General features: G+C 51.7%; 19 protein-coding genes. 6 read left to right on the forward strand and 13 right to left on the reverse strand.

Translation table 11 applies throughout. The features are described from left to right. Positions 1–133 precede the first annotated feature (133 nt). The 8 genes from JT719_RS08755 to JT719_RS08790 all read right to left on the reverse strand — a co-directional run bounded on the left by JT719_RS08755 (position 134) and on the right by JT719_RS08790 (position 10,072). Positions 134–2,788, reverse strand: coding sequence for a PAS domain-containing sensor histidine kinase (locus tag JT719_RS08755; protein ID WP_207432512.1), 2,655 nt, complete (start codon positions 2,786–2,788; stop codon positions 134–136). Positions 2,789–3,076: 288 nt separating this feature from the next. Then, positions 3,077–4,030, reverse strand: a complete 954-nt coding sequence (locus tag JT719_RS08760) for a ComEA family DNA-binding protein (protein ID WP_207432514.1) — start codon at positions 4,028–4,030, stop codon at positions 3,077–3,079. Between the two features lie 703 nt (positions 4,031–4,733). Continuing rightward, positions 4,734–5,636, reverse strand: a complete 903-nt coding sequence (locus JT719_RS08765) for an SDR family oxidoreductase (protein WP_207432515.1) — start codon at positions 5,634–5,636, stop codon at positions 4,734–4,736. Between the two features lie 10 nt (positions 5,637–5,646). Beyond that, entirely contained in the window at positions 5,647–6,270 is a 624-nt protein-coding gene (locus tag JT719_RS08770) for a peptidylprolyl isomerase (RefSeq protein WP_207432516.1), read from the reverse strand. Between the two features lie 32 nt (positions 6,271–6,302). Further along, positions 6,303–7,247 (reverse strand): hydroxymethylbilane synthase, encoded by a 945-nt coding sequence (gene hemC, locus JT719_RS08775; protein WP_207432517.1) that lies wholly within the window; start codon positions 7,245–7,247, stop codon positions 6,303–6,305. A gap of 11 nt (positions 7,248–7,258) precedes the next feature. Next, positions 7,259–8,380, reverse strand: coding sequence for a DNA polymerase III subunit delta' (gene holB / locus JT719_RS08780; protein WP_205504042.1), 1,122 nt, complete (start codon positions 8,378–8,380; stop codon positions 7,259–7,261). 146 nt (positions 8,381–8,526) lie between these two features. After that, on the reverse strand, positions 8,527–9,759 hold the full coding sequence (locus JT719_RS08785; protein WP_207432518.1) for a GlmU family protein: 1,233 nt from the start codon (positions 9,757–9,759) through the stop codon (positions 8,527–8,529). 70 nt (positions 9,760–9,829) lie between these two features. Further along, positions 9,830–10,072: a type B 50S ribosomal protein L31 gene (locus tag JT719_RS08790; RefSeq protein ID WP_207432519.1), complete on the reverse strand. Its 243-nt coding sequence runs from the start codon at positions 10,070–10,072 to the stop codon at positions 9,830–9,832. 169 nt (positions 10,073–10,241) lie between these two features. On the opposite strand from JT719_RS08790, the gene JT719_RS08795 reads away from it, so the two are divergent. Beyond that, positions 10,242–10,751, forward strand: coding sequence for a phosphoribosyltransferase family protein (locus JT719_RS08795; protein ID WP_207432520.1), 510 nt, complete (start codon positions 10,242–10,244; stop codon positions 10,749–10,751). A 442-nt stretch (positions 10,752–11,193) separates the two neighbouring features. On the opposite strand, the gene JT719_RS08800 is transcribed toward JT719_RS08795, so the two are convergent. Genes JT719_RS08800 through JT719_RS08810 form a run of 3 tightly spaced genes read right to left on the reverse strand, consistent with a single transcriptional unit; the run spans position 11,194 to position 13,817 of the window. Continuing rightward, positions 11,194–12,294, reverse strand: coding sequence for an MlaD family protein (locus JT719_RS08800; RefSeq protein ID WP_207432522.1), 1,101 nt, complete (start codon positions 12,292–12,294; stop codon positions 11,194–11,196). Continuing rightward, positions 12,295–13,068, reverse strand: a complete 774-nt coding sequence (locus tag JT719_RS08805) for an ABC transporter ATP-binding protein (protein ID WP_207432524.1) — start codon at positions 13,066–13,068, stop codon at positions 12,295–12,297. Between the two features lie 11 nt (positions 13,069–13,079). Beyond that, positions 13,080–13,817, reverse strand: coding sequence for an MlaE family ABC transporter permease (locus JT719_RS08810; RefSeq protein WP_423227975.1), 738 nt, complete (start codon positions 13,815–13,817; stop codon positions 13,080–13,082). Positions 13,818–14,447: 630 nt separating this feature from the next. Between JT719_RS08810 and JT719_RS08815 the strand changes: the two genes are divergently transcribed. From JT719_RS08815 to secDF, 4 genes are all read left to right on the forward strand, one after another. Next, positions 14,448–15,044: a non-canonical purine NTP diphosphatase gene (locus tag JT719_RS08815; RefSeq protein ID WP_207432528.1), complete on the forward strand. Its 597-nt coding sequence runs from the start codon at positions 14,448–14,450 to the stop codon at positions 15,042–15,044. A gap of 76 nt (positions 15,045–15,120) precedes the next feature. Beyond that, a complete protein-coding gene (locus tag JT719_RS08820; RefSeq protein WP_207432530.1) occupies positions 15,121–15,744 on the forward strand; it encodes a uridine kinase family protein in 624 nt (207 codons plus the stop codon). A gap of 102 nt (positions 15,745–15,846) precedes the next feature. After that, entirely contained in the window at positions 15,847–16,212 is a 366-nt protein-coding gene (locus JT719_RS08825; protein ID WP_207432532.1) for a hypothetical protein, read from the forward strand. 173 nt (positions 16,213–16,385) lie between these two features. Further along, positions 16,386–19,373 carry a protein translocase subunit SecDF gene (gene secDF / locus JT719_RS08830; RefSeq protein WP_207432534.1) on the forward strand — a complete coding sequence of 996 codons (2,988 nt, stop codon included), beginning with the start codon at positions 16,386–16,388 and terminating at the stop codon, positions 19,371–19,373. Between the two features lie 230 nt (positions 19,374–19,603). On the opposite strand, the gene JT719_RS08835 is transcribed toward secDF, so the two are convergent. After that, positions 19,604–21,853: a monovalent cation:proton antiporter family protein gene (locus tag JT719_RS08835; RefSeq protein ID WP_207432535.1), complete on the reverse strand. Its 2,250-nt coding sequence runs from the start codon at positions 21,851–21,853 to the stop codon at positions 19,604–19,606. Between the two features lie 292 nt (positions 21,854–22,145). Continuing rightward, complete coding sequence (locus tag JT719_RS08840) at positions 22,146–22,550, reverse strand: hypothetical protein (protein WP_207432536.1); 405 nt, start codon at positions 22,548–22,550, stop codon at positions 22,146–22,148. Positions 22,551–22,823: 273 nt separating this feature from the next. Between JT719_RS08840 and JT719_RS08845 the strand changes: the two genes are divergently transcribed. Next, on the forward strand, positions 22,824–23,705 hold the full coding sequence (locus tag JT719_RS08845) for a YitT family protein (RefSeq protein ID WP_207432537.1): 882 nt from the start codon (positions 22,824–22,826) through the stop codon (positions 23,703–23,705). Positions 23,706–23,733 lie beyond the last annotated feature (28 nt).

A 23,733-nucleotide genomic window follows, 5' to 3' on the forward strand; every position in this document is an offset into this window, starting at 1 on the left:
TTGAGAGGGCATTTTGGGGCGTACGGTATCACACAAATGGTGTACGATATCATACAGTAACTGACAAGGGTTTGATACTCACTCAGAGCAAGCAGAGTACCCTTCAAAAACCGCCTGTTTTCTGAAAAACAGCCTAAGAACGGAAATGATGGTTGGCGGGCTTGGGCAGAGGCAAATGGATGCTGATGGTGGTTCCCTCGCCGGGGGCAGAGTCAATCTCGATGGTGCCGTTCAGGAGTTTCACGCGGTCGTGGATGGACTTCAGGCCCATTCCTTTCCCCAAGTTTTGCTCTGGCACAAAGCCTTTGCCGTTATCTTCCGCCTCCAACACCAGCGCACCCCTTTGCTCACGCAGCAGCAGCCCCGCTTTGGTGGCCTGGGCATGCTTCACGATGTTGTTGGCCAGTTCCTGCGCAATTCTGTACACGGCCAGTTCCAGGTGCTTTTCCAGAGGAGAATGCAGGTTGAATACCCAGCAGTCAATGATCAGTTGCCGATTGGTTAAGGTAGAACAGATGTCTTTGATAGCCGCCTCCAAACCCAGGTCTGACAAAGGAGTGGGAATCAGTTCATGGGAAACCGAACGGGTTTGCTGAATGGCTTCCGCCAGAATAAGATCAGTGCGGATGATGCTTTCCTTCAAGGAAGGATTCTCCTGTACCACCTCTTCTTCGGCTACCTGGTTTAAGTTCAGTTTAGCGGCGTACAGAAGCTGGGCGATGCCGTTGTGCAGCGCCTCGGCAATCCGGCGGCGTTCTTCTTCCTGGGTGTTAAGAATGGTTAGTACCAATTCCTTCTGCTGGTTTAGCCTGATATCCAGGTTCTCTTTTTCCAGCCGGTCCATCTCGGTGATGTCCCAGGCCACACCCAGGATTTTAAAGTCCCTCCGATTAGTCCCGGGAAGTACCGCGGCCTTCACCTTCAGCCTTCTTTCCCCTTCCTGGCGTTTGATCCGGAACGTCTCCTCAAAAGGCTTTGGATCTTCCTGTACAGCGTGCGCTAACCGCTCAAGAACTGGCAGATCCTCCTCTACCACGTGTTGCAGGTAGACATCTGGCCCTACTGGCTTCCCTTGCTCTATCTGCAACAAGGAATAGAGGCCCTCAGACATCATGAAGGTTTGCGCGCCTAAATCATACACCCAACTGCCCATGCCAACCAATGCCTCAGATTGGCGCAGAATACTCAGGTGTTTGAGGTTCTCTTCCTCGGCCTGCTTTATCTGGGTAATGTCATGCGCTATCGTGAGAACAGTTTCTACCTTTCCATCCGGGGAAAGCTCGGGCACCATGCGGGCAAAAAGGTGCAACGTCCCTTCTGGAGTTGGGATGTCACAGGCATGTTCTCTGGGCTGACCAGTGGCAAATACTTCTTCCAGTTTGGCGCTAAAAGGCACGGCCACTTCTGGCGGAATGCCTAACTCCAGATTGGTCTTGCCTAAGACGGTACCGGGGTTCAGCCCTAATTTCTTCTCGAAATTGGGGTTGCAATACACTAACCGGGTATGGCTGTCCCACCGGGAGATAAGATCGGGCATGTTTTCCACCAGGGTCTGGAATTGCTTTTGCTGCTGCCTGATCTGCTCGCGGGACTTCACCCTTTCAGTGACATCAAAGTACAGGATTATGAGGCCGGTTGGCCCGGGCATGGCGTTGTAGAGAAACCATTTTTCCTCCGCCGGAAGGTAGATTTTCTGCAGCACCTGTTTTTTGCTCTGCATTGCCTCTGCGATCACCTGGGCAATACCGGAGTCCTGGTGGGCCGGAAATACTTCAAAATAGGGCTTCCCTAAAACTTCTCCGCCCGGTTTTCCCCAGGCATCATAGGCTTTGCGGTTGGCGTATTTGAACCGAAGCTGGTCATCCAGTTCATAGCACACTTCATTGATGGTGTCCAGAATCAGATCGGTCCGGACCTGGTCTGTGATGTCATGCACCGTGCCCAGGAGCTTTACCGGCTGGCCTTTCTCATCGCAGACCACGCGCCCCTTGCCTTCTATGTACCGCATTTGCCCGTCTGGCCAGTAAATGCGCCGGATGTACTGGTACGGCTGACCGGTTTGCAGAACTTCTTCTAACCTCTTTTTGATGGCGGCCGCGTCTTCTGGGTGCGAAATGGAATCAATATACTCCAGGGTGGGCTCTATGGTGTGCGGCTCATACCCCAGAATGCGGTACATTTCATCTGAGAACCTGAAGGTGAGGGTCTGGGCATCTGCCTCGTAGCTGCCTATATGGCCCACAGATTCGGCCTGGCGCAACAGGGCCTCATTGGCTTCTAACTTTTCCTGCGCCAGTTTCTGCTCGGTGATGTCCTGTACGGTGCCATGCACCCGCAGCCCGTGGGTATCTGAGACCACCTCGGCTTTGGTATGGAGGTACCGGATTTGCTTGTCATTGCGGTTGATGCGGTAAGTGAGGTCAAAGGTGTTGCTCCCATCCATAAACCTTTGCATGGCCTCCTCATACCTGGCCCGGTCCTCGGGGTGCACAAAGGAAGAAAACCGCTCCAACGTAGCCGGTTCGCTCTGGGGCTCTAAGCCAAACAACCGATACAACTCATCTGACCACGTAAGATTGTCCTGGGGAAAAATGGACTCAAAGCTGCCTAAGTGGCCTATGCTCTGGGCTTCATTGAGGCGACGCTGCTGTTCCCGCAACTGCCGTTCTATTTCCTGCGCCTGCGCCACCTCCTGCCGAAGTTCCTGTAGTTCCCTGTGCAGTGCTTCCAGTTCTGCAGGGAAATTGTTCAGATTTGCCTGGCCCACCCCGGCAGTATTACTTGTCATGGTATTATTGGTTGAAGACGCGTGAATACTCCCTATTTCCTTTGACTTCTACTAGTTTAATCTATGTATAATCTCTAAAACTACAATTTGTTTTGAAAATTGGTGGGTATTTCCAGCCTTCTTTCCCCATCTTCAGGCAAAACATACCTCCGTATAAACCCACACAGGTTTTAATAGGGAGGTCAGCATCTGCTTAAACCGTTTTGAGTTTGTTTTTGGGAAAATACAGTCAAATTGCACAAAGTGAATACAAGCAGGTTTCTGCCGTTTCAGCGTCGTAATTCTCTTTTACTGTACCGTAAGGTACGGCTGAATCTTCTGGTAGCGGGCTTCGTCCAGTACTTTCAGCTTGCGCAGTTCTTCCACGCCGGGGTACGGACCATGCTGGGTGCGGTAGTTAATAATGGCCCGGGCAAGACTGTAGCCCACATACGGGTGCTGCCTTAGCTCTTCAAAGGTGGCGGTATTCAGGTTGATCTTACGGGGTTGGTAGGCTCTTGCAATGAAGCCGTACTTTCTTACGCTGTCTGCTACCTCCGGCGCCAAGCCATACACTTCTGCCACCTGCTCCACTGAGTGGAACCCACCCATCTTGTCTCTGAAATTCACAATTCTCGCCGAGAGTTTACTACCAATTCCCCTGATCAGCTTCAGCTCTGTGGTATCGGCGGTGTTCAGGTCAAAGGGCTGCAGTTCCCAGCGTTTTCTGGGGTACTCGGTTTTGGGCCTGCTTTCCGTGAAACTGCCGGAAAACGGTTGATCCTTGGCATACGCATCTCCATACCTTGGATTTTCATCGGGCAGATCAATGTATGGGTACCACAGCTGGAACAAGGAATCTGGCAGGCCATAGATGCGCCGGAGCTGGGCTTTGCTTTTGAAGGCCCCGGCTTTGGCCTTGTAGTTCAGGATGCGCTGCGCAATGTATTTGTTCAGCCCCAGTTCTTGCCACTGCTCCACGGTAAGGTCATTGGGATTGAAGTGGTACAGTTTAATGGGTTTCCGGCGGAAAGCTATGGCGCTCTTTGCTTCATCCTCCGCCACCTGTCCTTCCAGTTGCACCACCAGACTGTCCAACGTCTGCCGGTCGGCGGTCGGATCATAGGGAACATCTTCCTGGAAAAATAGAAACGGGGCTACTCCTATCGCAACCATTAGAAAGATCAGAATGAAAAATTGGTTGAGCTCCCGCTGGGAGAAAGAGAAGAAGTCCTGTATGGCGCGGAGCAGGCGGTTCAACATAGATTCGTACTACGTTAAACCTATATATTTATGTTTCTTAATTTACTTTACTGCTTTTGATTGTAGTCTGCTCCGCAAAGTTCTCCTTTGAAGGAACGAAGGGGGGATATTTACACCTGCAGAACCTTCTCTTGCCACATGGTTCAAGTCTGTGACTTGGACTTAAAATGACCTGAAGTTTGATACTTCAGTGAGGCACCAGCCTCAAATTCACTCTTGCCCCTTCTATGGCGCGGAAGTTACTTCCGTGCCTTTCTTTTCTACTAGCTGCTTCGCCAGCCATTCGCCGTTGTTGGTGTTCTCACCAACAACCCAAACTGCCCCTTAAGCCGCTACTTCCTACTTCTTTCCTTCCTACTTTCGGGTTGCAGATGCGCTCTGCGGGCGTTTGTCACTTTTCTCCTTGATGAGAAAAGTAACCAAAAGAATCAAGAAGCCTCAAACTCGCTGACGCTCAAACAGTGAGGCTTCATCTCGGTACCACCCGGCACCGTCCTCTGCTGTGTAGAGAGCGCGGGCCATTGCCATTCGACACGCTACTACTTGCCCCCAAGCCCCTGTTGGGTTACGCAGGCGCCCAACAGGGGCTTGGGGGCATTCGCTTGATTGCTGTTTTCACTGATGCAATACCTTCATTGTCCTGCGGACGGGCTTTCATATAACTAAAAAGAGCCCTCATGCTTCTGCATGAGGGCTCTTTTCTTTAAGCGATCTGCTCGGCTACAATCGCGATACTCTCTTTGAACGTGTGCGGCTGATAGCCCAACTGCGATTTGGCTTTGGAAATATCGAAGCCAGTGCGGGGTGGGCGTTTGGCGGGTTGGGTGAAGATGGAGCCGTCTACTTCTTCAATCAGGTTTTTGTCCAGGTTGAAGTAGTCTGCTACTTGGACCGCCATTTGGTAGGGGGTCAGGAGTTCTTCGCCGGAAATGTTGAAGATACCCTGGGCATCGTGTTTGGCGGCCAGCCAGCAGCCTTGGGCCAGGTCCTCCGCCAGCGTTGGGGTGCGGAGCTGGTCGTTTACTACTTTGATCTGCTTGCCTTGCTCCAGAGAGCCTTTCACCCACAGCACGATGTTGGACCGGCCGTAGTCATGCACAATGCCAAACACCAGTACGGTACGCAGGATGGCCCATTTGCAGGCGGCGTTTTTCACCAGTTCTTCGGCGGCCAGTTTGCTTTGGCCATAGAAGTTCACTGGATTGCCTTCTGCGTCTTCTGAATAGGGTCCGTTTTCGCCATCGAAGATGAAATCCGTGGAGACGTGAATCAAATGTACGCCGTGGCGCTCGCTGGCTTTCACCAAGTTTTCTACTGCGTCTACGTTCTGTTTCCAGCACTCCTCGCGCTGGCTTTCGCAGTCGTCTACGTTGGTCATGGCGGCGGTGTGGATGATGTGCGTAGGTTGCGTCTCTGTAATCACCTGCTCTACCTGCTCGGCGTTGGCCACGTCCATCGGCACGAAAGCCACCTGGGGGAAAAGCTCCGCCAGTTTGTTGCTGCCCCTAGAGGAGGCGATGAGTTTGATGTTGGGTTCCTGGTGTAGTAAGCCAATCAGTTTCTGCCCCAGCAAGCCGTTGGAGCCGGTAATGAGGATGGTCTTCATAGAGGTGCGATTAGTCTTCGTAACGGTAACCGTATAGTTCGGTGATTTTCTTTTTCTTCGTCTTTTTGGCCGTTACCGTCATCTTTACATCGGTGGTGGGCCGGTCACGGTAGTCTTTGGGCTGCTCCGCAATCTTGTCAATCACCGCCAATCCGTCTATCACTTGTCCGTACACGGTGTATTCCCCGTCCAGAAACGGAACGCCTTCGTGGTTCTCTACCAGGTAAAACTGCGAGCCGCTGGATTCCTTTTCAGGATTCATGGGGCCACCCAAACGGGCCGCGGCCAAAGCTCCGTAGATGTGCTTGTGGTTAGGCAGAATCTCCGCGGGGATGGTATAGCCCGGGTTGCCTGCACCATCATTGGTAGGGTCGCTGTCTTTGGAGTTGGGATCACCGCCCTGGATCATGAAATCATCAATGACCCGATGAAAGGTAGTGCCGTCGTAAAACTTGTCATCCACCAGTTTCAGAAAGTTCTGGCGGTGCTTGGGTGTGTCTTCAAACAGCACTAACCGGATGGTTCCCTGGTCTGTAGCGATGGTGATTAAGTAGTCTTTCTTGCTTTTCTTTTGCGCCATACCGGCCGTGCTAAACAGCACCAGCAAAGCGAACAGGAACAGGCTTCTTTTCATGTAGTTTCTATAAAACAGGCCCAAAACGGGCGTTATACTCTTTCTTCTCTGATGGATTTTAAAATGCGGTCGCCGCCTTTGCTCAGCACCGTTTGGGCCAGTTGCTCGCCCATGGCTTCGGCCTGATCAGAAGGAGAGGTCATTTCCTCCACAATCAGGCCTTCGCCGTCTAAGCTGATGATTCCGGCTCTCAACGTAAGTTTATCGCCCTCGATAGTTGCCAAAGCGAAGGACGGAATGCTGCAACCGCCTTCCATGGTGCGCAGGTAGGCGCGCTCGGCCAGAAGGCAAAGGTGCGTGGGCTTGTGGTCCAGGGCTAATTTCAGGTTGAGTTTGCGCTCCAGCGGCAGGCTTTTGGCGCACTCAATGGCTACGCTGCCCTGACCGGCGGCCGGCACGAAGGTATCCAGCGGCAGGTGCTGCGCAATCATGTGGTCGTACTGCATGCGGGAAACCCCGGCATAGGCCAGCAGAATGGCATCGTATTGTCCGTCTTTGAGTTTCTGGATGCGGGTCTGCAGGTTTCCTCTGCACTCAGACGTGATCACGTTGGGGTAAAACCGCTTCAGCAACGACCGGCGGCGCGTGGAAGACGTACCGATCACTTGTTGCCCCTCTCCCAGTTTGAACAGTGGATCAAAGGAGATGACCACGTCATGCACTTTCTCGCGCTCCATGAAGGCCAGCAGTTCCAGGTCATCGGGGATGGTGGACTGCACGTCTTTGGCGCTGTGCACGGCAATGTCAATGGCGCCGTTTCTGAGGCTTTCTTCCAATTCTTCGGTGAAAACGCCCTTGGCCCCAATTTTATCCAAGGATCTGTCTAAGACGATGTCGCCTTTGGTAGTGATGGTGATGATCTCCACTTCCATGCCGTTGGCCCGCAGCGTATCGGCTACGTGATGGGCTTGCCACAGCGCCAGACGGCTGCCGCGGGTGCCTATGCGGATGGGAGACGTAGTATCTGTTGTTTCCATTTTCTCTAAAGTTAAGCAACCGGCCGGATTAGCTGCGCAATCTGGATGGAGGTATTCAGGAACGTGATTTTGGGGTGCGCGTTCCGTTCAATGTGGTAATGCGCCTCGTTGAGTTCCTGCGCCAGCTGCGCGCCGTTCCCTTGGTGGATCAGCTTGGCGAACTTCTGCACAAAATCCAACTCCGGCGCCGGTAAAAACGTGATTAATTCCTGGTCTACCCCGTACAGCAGCACCTTGCGCAGCAAACCCAGGGCAAACTGCAGGAAGTTCTTCTGGTTCTCGCGGCCCAGCTTCTGGAAGTCCTCGCTCTGCTCCAGCACGCCGTCAAACTTGTGGTTGTAGCACAGGCGCATCCAACTCAGGAAAAATGTGAAGTAGTCGGAGGTCATTTCCTGGCTCAGGACCCGGGCCAACTGTAAATTTCCTTCCGCGAGTTGCGCCACCTGGTACGCCCGCTCCTCGTCTACCTGAAACTGCTCCCGCAGGTATTGGATGACCTCGGCCTCGGTGAAGGCACGCACTTTCACCAGCTGCGTCCGCGACAGAATGGTAGGCATGATCTTGTCTGAGGCGTTGCTCACCAACAAAAACACCGTAGCGGCGGGCGGCTCCTCCAGCAATTTCAGGAGGGCATTGGCGGCGCTGGCGTTCATGAGCTCAGGCAACCAGATCACGATCACTTTGTATTTGGCCTCAAACGCTTTGAGCGACGTCATGCGCACCAGCTCACGGCTTTCGCCTACCGGAATGGTACCTTGCTTGTTCTCGGCGCCAATGAACTGCATCCAGTCGTTGAGGCTTTGGTAGGGACTGTCCGCGAGGAAAGCGCGCCACTGGGCCACAAAGTTCTTGCTCAACGCATCCTGGTCTTTCACTTTGGTGACGGGCATCACAAAGTTGAGATCCGGGTGTATGCGCTTGCTGATCTTGTTGCAACTGGAGCAAACCCCGCAGGAATCCTGGGGCTGCGGGTCTTCGCAGTTCAAATATTGGGCATAGGCCAAAGCCAGTGCCAGGTTGGCGCTTCCTTCTGAGCCTAAGAATAACTGAGCATGGGCCACGTGCTGCGACTTCACTGAGTTCAGCAGCAGTTGCTTGGTTTCCTGATGTCCGTAAATCTGGGAAAACTGCACGGGTAAAGGTAAAAGATTCGGGATGTAAGGGCCTGGCCGAGGTATTCAGGCCAATTCCTCTGTAAAGATAACGGCGGCTCCCCGTTTTTGCTCTATTTTCTGAAAAATAGCCACAAAAAGGAGGAGCCGCCGCCGAAAGTACTTTTTTATTTAATGGTAGCTGTCTCCGGTTGGGTTTCCCAGCTACGGCTTCGCTTCGTCTCTTCAAAGATGTGGTTGTAAATCTTGCGATCCACATCGGTCACAGACAATCCGCGGCGGCTTAGCACCGCTTCGGCCACCTCGTAGAACTTGTTCAGCTTGAAGGTTTCCTGCGCATTCACGCCGCCCCAGGTGAACGATGGAATAAAGTTAGGCGGGTAGCCTCCCCCAAACACATTGGACCCCACGCCCACTACCGTGCCGGTGTTGAACATGGTATTGATGCCGCTCTTGGCGTGATCGGCCATGATGAGGCCGCAGAACTGCAGCCCCGTGTCCACCATTTTCTCCTGGGCGTGGCTGTAGAGTTTCACGTTGGCGTAGTTGTTCTTGAGGTTGGAGGTATTAGTATCGGCCCCGAAGTTGCACCACTCCCCTACTACCGAGTTGCCCATGAACCCGTCATGGCCTTTGTTGGAATACCCGAAGAACACGCAGTTACTGATCTCGCCGCCCACTTTGCAGAACGGCCCAATGGTCACGTCGCCGCGCATCTTGCCGCCCATGTTGATGATGCTTTCATCGCAAAGCGCAAACGGCCCCCGGATCACGGTTCCTTCCTGCACCTGGGTGTTTTTCCCGATGTAAATGGGTCCGCTCTCGGCATTCAGAATAGCGGCTTTGAACGAGGCCCCTTCCTCAATGAAGATGTCCTGCGCGTTATACACCACCGTGTGCGGGTCTGAAACAGGCTGGCTCACCCGACCTTTGGTCACCAGTTTGAAGTCCTCGCGGATCTGCGGACCGTTCTGCTTGAAGATATCCCACAACTGCCGGATCACCGTGTGCGCCGGTACTTCTATCCGGGCCTTTTGAGAAGTATTGTGCTGATACAGCTCGGCAACGGTTCTGAACTCCAGGCTATCGGCGTTCAGGGCTATCAGCAGGCTGTCATAGTACAGGGGCTGACCCACGGGCAATTGCCGGATGGTCTCCAGCAACTCGGGCGTGGGGCAAATGGCTCCGTTAATGTACAGGTTCTTGCCGCCATCAATGTGCTGCCCAAATTTCTCCTGCAGATACCCTTCTGCCAGGTAAGAAACCAACTCACCGGAAAGAAGACGCCATTTCTCGGCAATGGTCATGATCCCGATCCTGATCTCGGCCACCGGCCGGGTAAAGGTAAGCGGCAACAGGTTGGCCCGCAGGGTGGGGTCGTCGAAGAGGATAATGTTCATAGGGTGGAAAATGAAAAAAGTCTCCCTGAAAACTCAGGAAGACTTCTATACGGCTAACCGTGAAATTAGCTTATTTCTTGTAACGCTGCTTGAACTTGTCAATACGTCCGGCAGTATCCACGTAGATGTTTTTACCGGTGTAGAATGGGTGCGAAGCAGAAGAAACCTCCACCTTGATAACTGGATACGTTTTACCGTCTTCCATGGTGATGGTTTCATTTGAGTTCATAGTTGAACGCGTGATGAATTTGAAATCGCTGGAAGTATCTTGGAAAACTACTTCTCTGTATTCAGGATGGATGTCCTTTTTCATTATTCTATATTTTAACTACGGATTTCTGGAATAGGACTGCAAAATTAAGGCATTTGCTTCAGAATTAAAACCTTTGCCTCAAAAATATTTTACGATTTAGGGTGAGGCAGCGTTGCCTAGCTGGTTTATTGATAATTTCGGTAAATTGGCCCGGAAACAGCAACACCCCATGGTCTTAACAACAGAGAACCGCATCCTGGATCATCATCAGATTCTTCAGAAAATCAAGCGCATGGCGTTTGAAATCTATGAACGAAACTTTGAGGAAAAGCAACTGGTGCTGGCCGGTATCCACGAGAACGGCTACTTCCTGGCCCAAACCCTGGCCCGTGAGCTACAGGAAATCTCCCCGCTGCAGGTTCAGTTAGCGGGGGTTTCTCTGCATAAAACCGAACCCCTCACCCACGACATCCAGATAGAGCCTGCCCTTTCTTCTTTGGCTAATACGCCGGTGGTACTAGTAGACGACGTGCTGAATACCGGTAAAACCCTGGCGTACACCTTGCGCGAGTTCCTGGACAAAGGCTGCAAAAAGCTGGAGATCGCCACGCTGATCAACCGCCACCATCCGCAGTATCCTATCTCAGCCACCTACACCGGCTACTCCCTGGCAACCACCTTGCATGAGCATATCAGGGTGGTGTGGAGTGGAGAAGAATGGAATGCTTATCTGCTTTAGGGCTCATTTTGTAGAAATAGCCCTGAAACGCTTTTTGCGGAGAGATGCTCTTGTGGTCTGCTGATGCTAGCGGTTTGCCGCTTGTCTATGGATTCATGGGCGGCTCTTTGCATAGGTAGCGGTATGCGCTCACGGCCGCGAGGCCCCGTCTTCCCGCCTCGCGCTGTACCAGCTTCCTTTGCTCCTTTCAGTCGCAATGCCTGTCGGCACCGGAACCTGCTAAGGCGCTCAACGGAAAGACTGGAATAAGAGAAAGTTGCAGAGGCATTGATAGTTTCCTTCCATGGTTCAAGTCTGTGACTTGGACCTACCATAATGGCAGTTTGTAACTGCCGTGAGACGCTAGCTTCTTGAATTTTGCCTGACTTACCAAAACGAACCTAAAAACAGAGGCCTCAGAAAGAATGACTTCCTGAGGCCTCTGTTTTAGCTGATCCTTCGTTTATTCAGCTGTATTAGCGGTATCTGCAGGGGCTTGCAACGTGGTTGATTTGTTTGCAGGCTGCTTTTTCTGGTTCTGCTTTTCCTCTAATTTCTGAAGCCGTTCCTGGCGCTCTTGTTCGCGTTCCTTTTGGCGGGCATCACGTTTGGCTTTGCGGCGGAAGAAACCGTTGAGCAGAATGCTGTGCTGCAGGCTCTCTAGGGTAGCATCCAATTTATCGGTGCCGGCTTCCAGGTTCTGCATGGTGAGTTGCAGGTCCAGGGCAAAGTCCTGATCGTTCAGCAGCACGCCCACGGCGTTGTTGTTATTGTTGAGCTTGTCGGTGGTTCGGTTCAGTTTGCCGGTCATCTCGTTTGCGGTAGCCATTACCTGCTCCAGTTGCGTCATGGTGGCTCTCAGGCGGTTGAAGGTAACTGTATCGGTGAGGATTTCATCGGCAAGGCCGCCTTCTGTGTTCAGCTTGTTGGAGAACTGGGCCAGGGCCTGGCTGGCGCGCATACTGGTGGCCGAGGTTTTCTGCAGGTTAGCCAGAATAGCCTGGAAATTCTGGGCCAGTTGGTCATCGGTGAGCAGAGCCCCGGCAAGACCTTCCCCGTTGGCCAGACCTGAGCTAAGCTTTTTGAAATCGGTGGTGATGGCTACCAGGTTCTTGTTGTTTTCCTGGAAGGTGGCCATCATATCCTCGGTGCTCAGCTGCTTTTCGGTCCCTAATCGTTCTCCGGCTTGTATCACGGGCATCTGGGGAGTTCCGCCGTAAATAACAATGGCCTTGTTCCCGATCAAACTCTCGGAGCCAATGCGGGCCTTGGCGTCTTTGCGGATATATTTCTGCGATTCCTCGGTAATGTCCATGGTAACGGCCACTTCTGAAGGTCCCTCAAAAGCAATACTCTTCACCACACCTACCCGCACCCCGGAGAAGAGCACTTGGTTTCCTGTTTTCAAACCAGTCACGTCATCGAAAATGGCAGTCACCTGAATGGTTTTGGTGAACCGTTTCTGCTGGCCTCCTAAGATAAAGATGCCGGCCACCAGGATCACCAGCGCCAAAAACACGAATACTCCAACAACAACGGCTCGTTTGTTTTCTGCTGCACTCATTTAGTCTATGAAATTGTAATCATGAAATAGTTTCACCCGCTCATCATCTGTGTTGAAGACTTCTTCAAAGGTTCCCTGCCGGCGGAATTTACCGTCCAGGAGCATCACCACGCGGTCGCCCACGGTTTTGGCACAGGTGAGGTCATGGGTGATGATGATAGAGGAAGTATTGAAACGGGCCTGCACCTCGTTGATCAGGTTATTGATATCAATACAGGTAATGGGGTCCAGACCGGCGGTAGGCTCATCGTACAGCATGATCTCGGGCTGCAGAATTAAGGTACGGGCAATGCCAATCCGTTTCCGCTGCCCGCCGGATAGCTCTGACGGCATCTGGTTGATGGTTTGGGAAAGCCCCACGGCATCCAGCACAATCTCCACCATGCGGTCTACCTCGGCCCGGGTCATATCACGGCGGTTGCGCACCAGCGGGAACTCCAGGTTCTTCCGGATGGTCATGCTGTCATACAGGGCGCTGTTCTGGAAAGAGAAGCCGATTTTCAGGCGCAGCTGGTCCAGTTCCCGGCCTTTCAGCTTGGGCACCTCCTGCCCCAGCACGTTCACCGTACCGGTATCGGGCTTAAGCAAACCGGAGATAATCTTGATCAACACTGATTTCCCGGTCCCCGATTTGCCCAGCACCACCAGGTTCTCGCCTTTGTACAGATCCAGGTCCACGCCCCGCAACACATCCAGGTCACCGAAGGATTTCTCCAGTCCTCTGATGTTGATGACGCAGTTACTTCTATCTATAACGGGTTTTGTCTCCTTCATCGCGTAAATTCTTAAAGGTAACGGAGCGCCGTGATCACCTGCAGAGACAGCAACTCTTCAATAAACACCAAAAACATAGCTGTTACTACGGAAGAATTGGCCGCTTTGCCTACCCCCTCGGTTCCTTTTGAAGAATGATAGCCCTTGTAGCATCCTACCACGCCAATGGTAAACCCAAACAAAGCCGATTTGGTCACGGAGGAGAAAATATCCAGGAACACGATGGCGTCAAACACCTGGGTGAAGTAAGTGGTAAACGTGGTTCCCTCGTTGGCGTTCACGTTCAGGAACGCCCCCAGCAGAGCCAGCAACGTGGTATACATCATGAGGGCCGGAATCATGAAAGTGGTAGCCAGAATGCGGCTGACCACCAGAAACTTAAACGGGTTGGTAGCCGATACCTCCATGGCCTCAATCTGCTCGGTCACCTTCATGGAGCCCAACTCAGCCCCGATCATGGACCCGATGCGGCCCGCGCCTATCAAGGCCGTTACCAGCGGAGCCAGGGCACGCACAATGGCGATGGACACCAGCGAAGGCAGCCAGGAGGTGGCCCCAAACTCGGCCAGCGAAGGCCGCGACTGGTTCATGAACACTATCCCAATGATAAACCCGGTAAGGGAAATGAGCGGGAGCGACTTTACGCCAATCTCAAAGCACTGCCTGATGATCTCTTTGAACTCATAGGGCGGCATGAACACCTCCCGGAAAAAACGGCCGATAAACGAAGCGATATTCTGCAGCTCCATGAACACGCCGTCTAATCTTTTGGAGATTACCTGCGTCCGGGCCCTTTTTACCGGCTTTTCGTCACCATTATGGAATTTCATCTAGTATCTTAATTTCTTCATCGGCACCTAAATTTACAGTTCTTAGTATGCCAGGTATGCATAGCCGGAAACCATACTACGCTGCTACAATAAGGCAGGATACACGCAGGTACCTGTCTCCTAACGCTCTATGCTCAGGTTCATTTTGTTCTGACAAAGCAGAACCAAACTCTCACAAGCCCTCTTCTGCGACCAAACATCACGTATGTTTTGGAGCTATTTTCCTTGAAAGAGGCTAAAAACCCGGAAACTGCGCAAAAACAAGCATGTTGCCCTTGCCGCCTCCCCGTGGTTTTCTCAGAGAAGCCCTGAAAGCAGCGCAAAATTACATCAAAAAGCCTGATGACCTATTAAAAACGTAGCGGAGTTGTCTCCCTCCCCAGAAATAACCGCACGGCTTGCTCCGGAAAAAGAAGGACACAATCCTGAATCGGTTCTCTTATAAAACCTACTGAAGCTCAGATAAAGCAAATTTTAGGGTTAAACTCACCTTTGAACTGCCGTTGCGCCGTAGTATCATTGCCGGTCCTTACTATCTTACTTTATACTATGAAAATCTGCTTTGCCTCTAACAACGTCCATAAACTACTGGAAATCCAGCAACTGCTGGGGCCTCCGTTTGAAGTGGTGAGCCTGGAAGCTCTGGGCTGCACCGAGGAACTTGCCGAAGACCAGGACACCCTGGAAGGCAACGCCCTGCAGAAAGCGTCTTACGTGTGGCAGAAATACCGTGTAATGTGCTTCGCCGATGACACCGGCCTGGAGGTGGAAGCCCTGGGCAACGAACCCGGCGTTTACTCTGCCCGCTACGCCGGCCCGCAGCGTGATAACCAGGCCAACATGCAGAAGGTTTTGGAGAAGCTGCAGGGCCAGACCAACCGCAAGGCCCGGTTCCGGACCTCTATTGCGTTGATTCTGGAGGAAGGCGAGCAGCACCTGTTTGACGGCATTGTGGAAGGTCATATTATTGAGGCCCCGCGCGGCGAGAAAGGCTTTGGCTATGACCCCATCTTTGTGCCCGAGGGGCAGGACCGTACTTTCGCCGAGATGGAGAGCCAGGAGAAAAACCAGATCAGCCACCGCGGCCGGGCCGTTCAGCAACTGGTTTCCTTTCTGCAACACCGTTACGTGCAAACCGGTACCTGAGCAAATTCTTTTGAATAGGTGTTAGGCAACATGCATACAATTGGCTAATTTTGCACCCCGTAAACCATACGCATTTATGCATCAAAAGCCATTTATTGTAGGAATTACGGGAGGGAGCGCCTCAGGAAAAACCACATTTCTGAGCAGACTACTGGCTTCGTATGCACCTGAGGAAATATGCCTTATCTCTCAGGACAATTACTACCACGACCGCGAGAAACAGATTAAAGATGACAACGGTGTTCTCAACTTTGATTTGCCTTCTTCCATAGACAGCGCGGCGTATGCCCATGACATCTATCAACTGAGCAAAGGGGAAACGGTCTACCGCAAAGAGTACACGTTCAACAACCCCAATGTGATCCCGCGTCAGCTGGAGTTCAAGCCGGCCCCTATTGTGGTGGTGGAAGGAATCTTCGTGTTTTATTATGAGGAGGTAGCCAAGCTTCTGGACCTGAAAGTATACATAGACGCCAAGGAGTACATCAAGCTGCAGCGCCGTATCATCAGAGACAAAGTGGAGCGTGGCTATGACCTGGACGATGTGCTGTACCGCTACACCAACCACGTGGCGCCTACGTATGAGAAGTACATAAAACCGTTCAAGAACGATGCCGATATTATCATCCCCAACAACCGGCACTTTGACCGGGGGTTAGAGGTATTAGTGACCTATCTCAACTCTAAAATCAAAAAATAACCTTTTTACCTCTGAAAGGGCACTTATCAAAAGCCTCTGCTGTTCAACCCTCAGCAGAGGCTTTTGTTTTATTTCAAGAATCCTCTACCTTTGCTTATAGAGATGAAACCCAGGCACTACATACAACGTAATTGGCGACTGCTATGCACTAGCATTGCCTTGCTGTTGGTGCTTACCGTGAACCATAGAGCCTTGCCGGCCTATGCCCACGCAACGGCCTCTCCGGCTGAGCAAACCGCGGTCTCTAAGCAGGGCCGTGATGCGGATTCATCAGTGGTGAAACAAAAAGTCTCTTTTGAGGCCACCACTTCCTTTGTAGATCTCCAACTGGCAGAACCTACCACGTTCCCCCGCCTCACGTTTGCGGCGCCGGTGGAACAAGTGGTAAAAACCTCACTGGGCACCCCTTACTGGGCGTTCCTGCTCCAGCAGGTAGCTACGCTGCCCATCTCGCCCAACGCACCCTGACGGGCATCTCCGGATAAAACGCGTTTTAAGCCTGTTTTCCGGAAAATACTTGCATTTCCTTTGACTAACCCTGGTACTTCTAGCGGGCTTTTTTTAGTCCGGGAGAGACATCCATCGGTTGGTTTTTACCTCTATATCATTCATTCTTATTTTTATTCATCTATTCATCACCAATGCGTAACAAAGGTTTTATCCTAGTATTGACGGTTATAGTATCGGCGCTGTGCTTGTACTATTTATCGTTCTCGCTGGTCTCCAGAGGCGTTGAGAAAGACGCAACTGCGTTTGCCACTGATGCCAAAGGCAACGTAGACCACTACAGAAGACAGTCTTACATAGACTCGGTATGGAAAGCACCGGTTTTCAACTTCCTGGGCGCTGAGTATACCTACCAACAAGTAAAAGAAAGCGAACTGGGTCTTGGCCTTGATCTGAAAGGCGGGATGCACGTAACGCTGGAGGTTTCTCCGGTGGAAATCATCCGCGCGATGGCCAGCAACCGCAAAGACCCTGCGTTTGAGCAGGCCCTTGCCCGTGCTCAGAAACTGCAGGCCACCAGCCAGCAGAACTTTGTGGACCTGTTCTACAACTCCTACCGCGAGATTCAGCCAAACGCGAAACTGGCTTCTCTTTTCGCGAACAGCACCACCCGTACCCTGAGCTACAATTCAACTGACAAAGAGGTACTGGCTGTCATCAACAAAGAGGTTGACGATGCGGTAGCCCGTTCCTTCAACATCCTGCGTACCCGTATTGATAAATTCGGGGTGAACCAGCCTAACATCCAGCACCTGAAAGGTACCAACCGTATCCAGATTGAGCTGCCAGGCGTTGACAACCCAGAGCGTGTGCGCAAACTGTTACAAGGTACTGCTAACCTGGAGTTCTGGGAAGTTTGGAGCATACAGGAGTACGGACCTTACTTCACGCAGCTGAACGATTACCTGGTAAAACAAGAAGCAGCCAACAAACTGAAAGGCAACACCGCCGGTGCTTCTGCCCTTTCTGCTGCAACTGATACTACTAAAACACTGGCTAACGCAGCCGGTGCCGATACTTCTGCCTTGGCTGCTCAGTTGAGCAAACCAGCCGATAGCGCTGCTGCCAAGAAAGACTCTATCAACCCTAACCAAAGCTCACTGTTAGCGCGTCTGTTCACCACCCTGCCAAATGGCTTGGGCACTAACGTACGTGACACCGCTAAAGTAAACGCCCTGTTTGCGAAACCAGAAGTACGTGCCATCTTCCCTCAGAACCTGAAGTTCCTGTGGGGTGTGAAACCGATTGTGTCTAACGACGGTGCTGAGTTCCTGGAACTGTATGCCGTGAAAAAAGGCCGCGATGGCAAAGCTCCTTTGACTGGTGAGTACATTGCCGATGCCCGTCAGGATTACGATCAGCAAGGCCGTCCTGAGATCACCATGAGCATGAACGCCGCTGGTTCCAAAAAATGGCAGCGTTTAACTGGTGACAACATTGGTCGTCAGGTAGCCATTGTGCTGGATGACTATGTGTACTCTGCCCCAGTGGTACAAAGCGAGATTGCCGGTGGTAACTCTTCTATCTCTGGTTCTTTCACCATTGAAGAAGCGCAAGACTTAGCCAACATCCTGAAAGCCGGTAAAATGCCAGCTCCTACCCGTATTGTGGAAGAAGCCATTGTAGGTCCGTCTTTGGGTCAGGAAGCCATCAACCAAGGATTGCTTTCTTCTTTGGCCGGTATGGGTCTGGTAGTACTGTTCATGTTTGCTTATTACAGCAAAGGTGGTCTGGTAGCTAACATTGCCCTGTTCTTCAACATCTTCTTCATCATTGGTATCCTAGCGCAGTTTGGTACTGCCCTTACCCTGCCTGGTATTGCTGGTATGGTATTGACCATGGGTATGTCTGTGGATGCGAACGTACTGATCTTTGAGCGTATCAAAGAAGAGTTGCATGGCGGCATGAGCATGGGCGAAGCCATCAAGAAAGGGTATAGCAAAGCGTTCAGCTCCATCTTTGACTCTAACGTGACTACGTTGCTGGCCGGTATTATCCTGTACTTCTTCGGTTCAGGTCCGGTGAAAGGTTTCGCCATCACCCTGATGATTGGTATTGCTACTTCCTTCTTCACAGCCGTTTACGTATCCCGTCTGCTGATTGAGTGGATGACCAAAGGCAAAGAAACCAGCAAAATCTCCCTGGAGACGCCGCTTTCCAGAAACTGGTTCAAAAACATCAAGTTCGATATCCTGGGCAACCGCAAGAAAGCATACATGTTCTCTATTGCTTTCATTCTGTTCGGTATTGTGGCGGTGTTCATCAAAGGCGAGTTGCCGTTGGGCGTTGACTTTAAAGGTGGCCGTTCTTACGTAGTAGACTTCAACAGCGCGGTTCCTGCTTCTGACGTACGTTCTGCGCTGGATGACGAGTTCAAAGGTGCCGGTACAGAGGTGAAAACCTACGGTGCTGCCAACCGTCTGAAAGTAACCACCAGCTACATTGCCGAAGATGAGTCAACCCAGGCTGACGAAACCGTAAGAGCCGCTTTGGTGCAGGGTCTGAAAGAATACCAGAACCAGAACCCGCAAATTGTAAGCTCTTCTAAAGTGGGCGCCACCATGGCCGATGACATCCAGAAGACTGCCCTTGTTGCGGTATTGCTGGCCTTTGCGGGTATCTTCTTGTACCTGGCGGTGCGTTTCAGCCGCTGGCAGTTCAGCTTGGGCGGGGTAGTTGCCTTGATCCACGACGTGTTGGTGGTATTCTCTGCCTTCACCATCGCTAACCTGTTCGGTATCTCCTTTGAGATGGACCAGGTGTTCATCGCCTCCATCCTGACCATCATTGGTTACTCCATCAACGACACCGTGGTAGTGTTTGACCGTATCCGGGAATACACCACTGAGAATCCACGCATGAAGTTCCGGGACCTGGTGAACCCAGCCTTGAACAGCACGTTCAGCCGTACCATCATTACCAACTTAACGGTATTGCTTGTAGTGATCATCCTTTTCGTGTTCGGTGGTGAGACCCTGAGAGGTTTCTCTTTCGCGATGTTGGTTGGTTCCTTGACCGGTACTTACTCTACCCTGTTCATTGCCGCGCCAATTGTAGTAGATACTACTAACGTGGACAAAGAGAAACTGGTAGCTGTGAAACCAGCCGTTACTGCGGGCTAACAGATTGCTTATACATCAAACAAAAAGGCCGGACTTGTTAGTCCGGCCTTTTTGTTTGATACAACTTTCAATGGATCAGCCATCAATCACCCCAAAACCATGGAACCGGGCGTTAGGTTGTAAGCGTTTTTACCCTGTTTTTCCTGAACCAGGTCAGAATTGAAAAAGCAATGGCTGTTCATTCCAGACAAACAGCTGGGTAGAATTCCATTGAACAATGATATTCACGTTTATTCCCAGGCAGGAACAGCTTGCGCAGGTCCTTCTTCCAGCGATTTGATCAGCTTAGGAATACCCACAATCCAGACGATATCTCCTTCCTGAAACACCAACTCAGAATCTGGATTAAGGATTCTTTCCCCTTTTCTTTCTATGCCCACAATCAACCCTTTGGTTTTCTCCCTGATGCCTGAATGGCGGATTGACTTGTTCAACAAAGCGGAGTTGTTTTTTAACTGAAGCTTCTGAAGACTCACATTCTCCCGCTCACTGTCTTGCCCCGAGGTACTTCTGGCCTGGATAAACTTCCGGAACGCTTCAATCTGTTCCTCAGAACCAAAAACATAGAGTTTGTCATGCGGGAACAGTTGTTCGTTACGGGTAGGTGCCATGATCGTACGGTCTCCTCGCTCAATCACGGCCACATTTACCCCGTACTTCTCCCTTATCTGCAACTCCAGAAGCGATTTGCCTACCACTCTGGCCTCAGGCGCCACGTCAAAGCTGGTCAGATGCACATTCCAGGGCGTGAGCGTATGGTGCATCTTGGCGGCTTCATGAATTTCGCGGGCATTGAGATTCCTTAGGAACCGGTTCTCAATCCGGATGTAGAACCGCTGTATTCTTTTGGAAAAGAAGACCATAAACGCCATAATGACAAGCCCCACCAAAAACGCCAGCTGCACCGAGAAGAACTGGTTTAGCAGGAAACCAATGAAAAGAACAGCAATGGCTATTCTGGCAAAACCCAACACAATGACCAGGCTTCTATAATTCCGGTTGGCCCAGATGCGGCCTTGTGCCTCTTTCTGCGGATGGTGCACCGCCAAAGCCCAGAGAAACGGCGCCATCACCACCAGGGTAATCACGGTGGTGATGATGTCTCCCAGGTTGCCCTCCACTACATTTTGGGTGATAAAGGGATTCAGGTATCTGTCAGACAAAAGCACAATGCTGATGATGACCACGGAGTACACCACCAGGTTTATCAGATAAGATCTTAACACCAGTTTCCAGTCGCTGGTGGTGGAGATGGTTTGCGTGCCGGAGCTGTACTCATTCAAAGACTTCTGCCATTTCTCTGGTAAAACCCTTTCCACAAAGCGGTACAAGGGATCTGCCAGCCTGATCATGTAAGGGGTGGTGAAGGTGGTAATGGCTGAAACCGCTACCGCTACCGGATACAGGAAATCACTGGTTACTTTCAAGGTAAGGCCCAACGTGGCAATGATAAAGGAGAACTCCCCAATCTGCGACACGCTCATCCCTGACTGAATTGAGGTCTTCACGCCCTGCCCGGAAATCAACCCGCCGCCCGTAATACTCACGGCCTTCCCCACCAACGTCACCAGCGTGATGAGAGCAATGGGACCAGCATAGGTCACAATCATGGAGGGATTGATCAAAATACCCACAGACACAAAGAAGATAGCGCCAAACAAATCCTTGACGGAGGCAATAAGGTGTTCAATTTTCTCGGCTTTGGTGGTCTCGGCCAGGATAGAACCCATGATAAAAGCGCCCAATGCCGGGGAGAAACCTGCCTGAGCCGCCAGGATCACCATGAGCAGACACAAGGCAAGCGAGACAATCAACAAGGTCTCATCATTCATGAGTTTGCTGGTCTTGCGCAGAAAGGTAGGAATCAGGAAAATTCCGGCTAGAAACCAGAGCATCAAAAAGAAAGCAAGTTTCAGCACTGCTTCCAGCATCTCTGCCCCGGCAAACTGCTGGCTAACCGCCAACGTGGAAAGCAGCACCAGCAGCAAGATGGCTACCAGATCCTCTACAATAAGCACCCCAAACACCAGACCCGCAAAGCGTTGGGTTTTCACGCCCAGTTCATCAAAGGCGCGGATGATAATGGTGGTAGAGGAGATGGAAAGGATTCCGCCTAGAAAGATGCTGTCCATGGTAGACCAGCCCAGAATCTGCCCGGTGAGATAGCCCAGCAGCAGCATGACCACCACTTCTATCAAAGCCATGATGGACGAGGCTCCGCCCACCTTCACCAGTTTCTTAAAGCTGAATTCCAACCCCAGGCTGAACAGGAGGAAAATCACGCCTATCTCGGCCCAAATGTTGATGTTTTCTATTTCTATAATGGTAGGGAAAAGGGAAAAATGGGGCCCCACCAGTAAGCCCGCTATGATATAGCCCAGGACTAAGGGCTGTTTCAGTTTTTTGAAGATAAGGGTAGTGAGACCGGCAGCCCCCAGTATCAGTCCCAGATCCGTCACAAGATGTGGTAAATGCGTCATATATGAACAAGTGTAAAGGAAATTCAACCGCTCGCTCCAAGGCAGCAGGCAGCATCAGGTTTGCTGGAATTTGGTATTCGAATAGCGGGAAGAGCTCCCTTTCCTTGGTTTAGAAACAATGGAGCAAGGCAGGAGCAGATTACTCCCTAATAGTAGTCGGTGGTCACGGTTTTGCGCAGAAACGCGCAGAACAGGCCATAAACGTAAAGGAAGCGGCAAGTGCAGGCACCAGCGTTTTACGCCGGCACAAAAAAGGCATCCGCCTCAGGTTTTCCGCAGGGATTCTGGGAATCTAAGGGGCGTTGGGCTGAAGAGAAAAGAGAAGAAGTTTTTCCTGGGCTACAACCTCCCACGGGAAATTCAGGAGAGAGGGCAGGGAAAACGCTAACACCAAGGGCATGAACCCCTCTGAGGCACTGCCCTGCACGGCAGGGAACAATTTCAGGAGAGGCGCTTTGGCGGGTTTGGCATCTGGGAAGGCGTGAACCGCCTCCTGCTGCACCTTGGGAGTATCTGAGTGGCCCACCCCTGTTTTCAGGCTTGAACTTCCCGGGGCCGGTTTGCCCGTGGTGAAACTCAGCAGAAATTTATAAACCTCTACCTCCTGCCCCGGCATCGTGAGTGCCCATAGCAGCATCACCCCCATCAGGGGCAATTTGAAAGGTGATTTTATATATCTGAGTACCCGGTACAGCATTATTGTAAAGTTAAAAATTTCTGGGCCTGTCGCCAAACCAGCTCTGGCTTTCGGGTGGTTTTCTCCCGTTTTACAAGCAAGACTGGCAGCATAACCGCTATCTCATTGCCATACAGATCATTTTTAACCTGTTTTCCTGGAAATACCCCTAAAACGGGCCTGGGCATTTTCTGTCCTGCGCGAACAGGATTGTGCCAGATAAAACCCTATATTTAGTATCTTGCTCATTGAGCACCTCTCAAGGTTAGCCTTCACCAGATACTTTCGCCGCCCATGCTTTCCACCGCCGCCCATCACATAGATGTCAGAGCAGAACTCAAGAACATTCCCCTTATCTTATTAGGCATCCTCTCGGCCGGTATGGGGTTGAAAGGTTTTTTGCTGACCAACCACTTCATTGACGGCGGAGTAACGGGCATTTCCATGCTCATTACCCATCTCTTCGGGATACCGCTCTCCCTGCTGATCGTGGTCATCAACCTGCCTTTCATTTTTATGGGCTACCGCTACGTGGGCCGGGTGTTTGCCATCAAGAGTGCCTCGGCTATTGTGGGGCTATCGGTGTGTCTGGCGGTTGTGTCTTTCCCGGAGATTACGTCTGACAAGATGCTGACGGCCATTTTTGGGGGAGTGTTCATTGGGCTGGGGATTGGGTTGGCCATGCGCGGGGGAGCCGTTCTGGACGGCACCGAGGTAGCGGCCGTGCTGGTGAGCAAGGTGAATCCTTTGATGAAAGTGAGTGACGTCATTTTGTTGCTCAACATCATCATCTTCTGCACCGCCGCCTTTTTCCTGGGCATGGATGTGGCCATGTACTCCATCCTGACGTATTTCTCGGCCTCCAAGATGATTGATTTCCTGCTGCACGGCATTGAGCAGTACACGGGCGTGACCATCGTCTCCCGCATGAGCGAGGAGATACGGGTGGCCATCACCGAGAAACTGGGCCGCGGCGTGACCATTTACCAGGGCAAGCGGGGCTTCGGGAAACGGGGCGATAACCTGGAGATTGATATCATTTTCACGGTGGTCACCCGCCTGGAGATCCCCGCCCTGCGCAAGGAAGTAAAGCTTATTGACCCGGAAGCCTTCCTGATCCAGCAAAGCATTGATGACACCGATGGCGGCATGGTGAAAAGACGCACTCTGCACTAAACCTGTCAACTGTCCTATTATAATAAGC

Origin of the sequence: Sabulibacter ruber, assembly GCF_017355955.1 — a bacterium.
GTDB lineage: Bacteria > Bacteroidota > Bacteroidia > Cytophagales > Hymenobacteraceae > Nibribacter > Nibribacter ruber_A.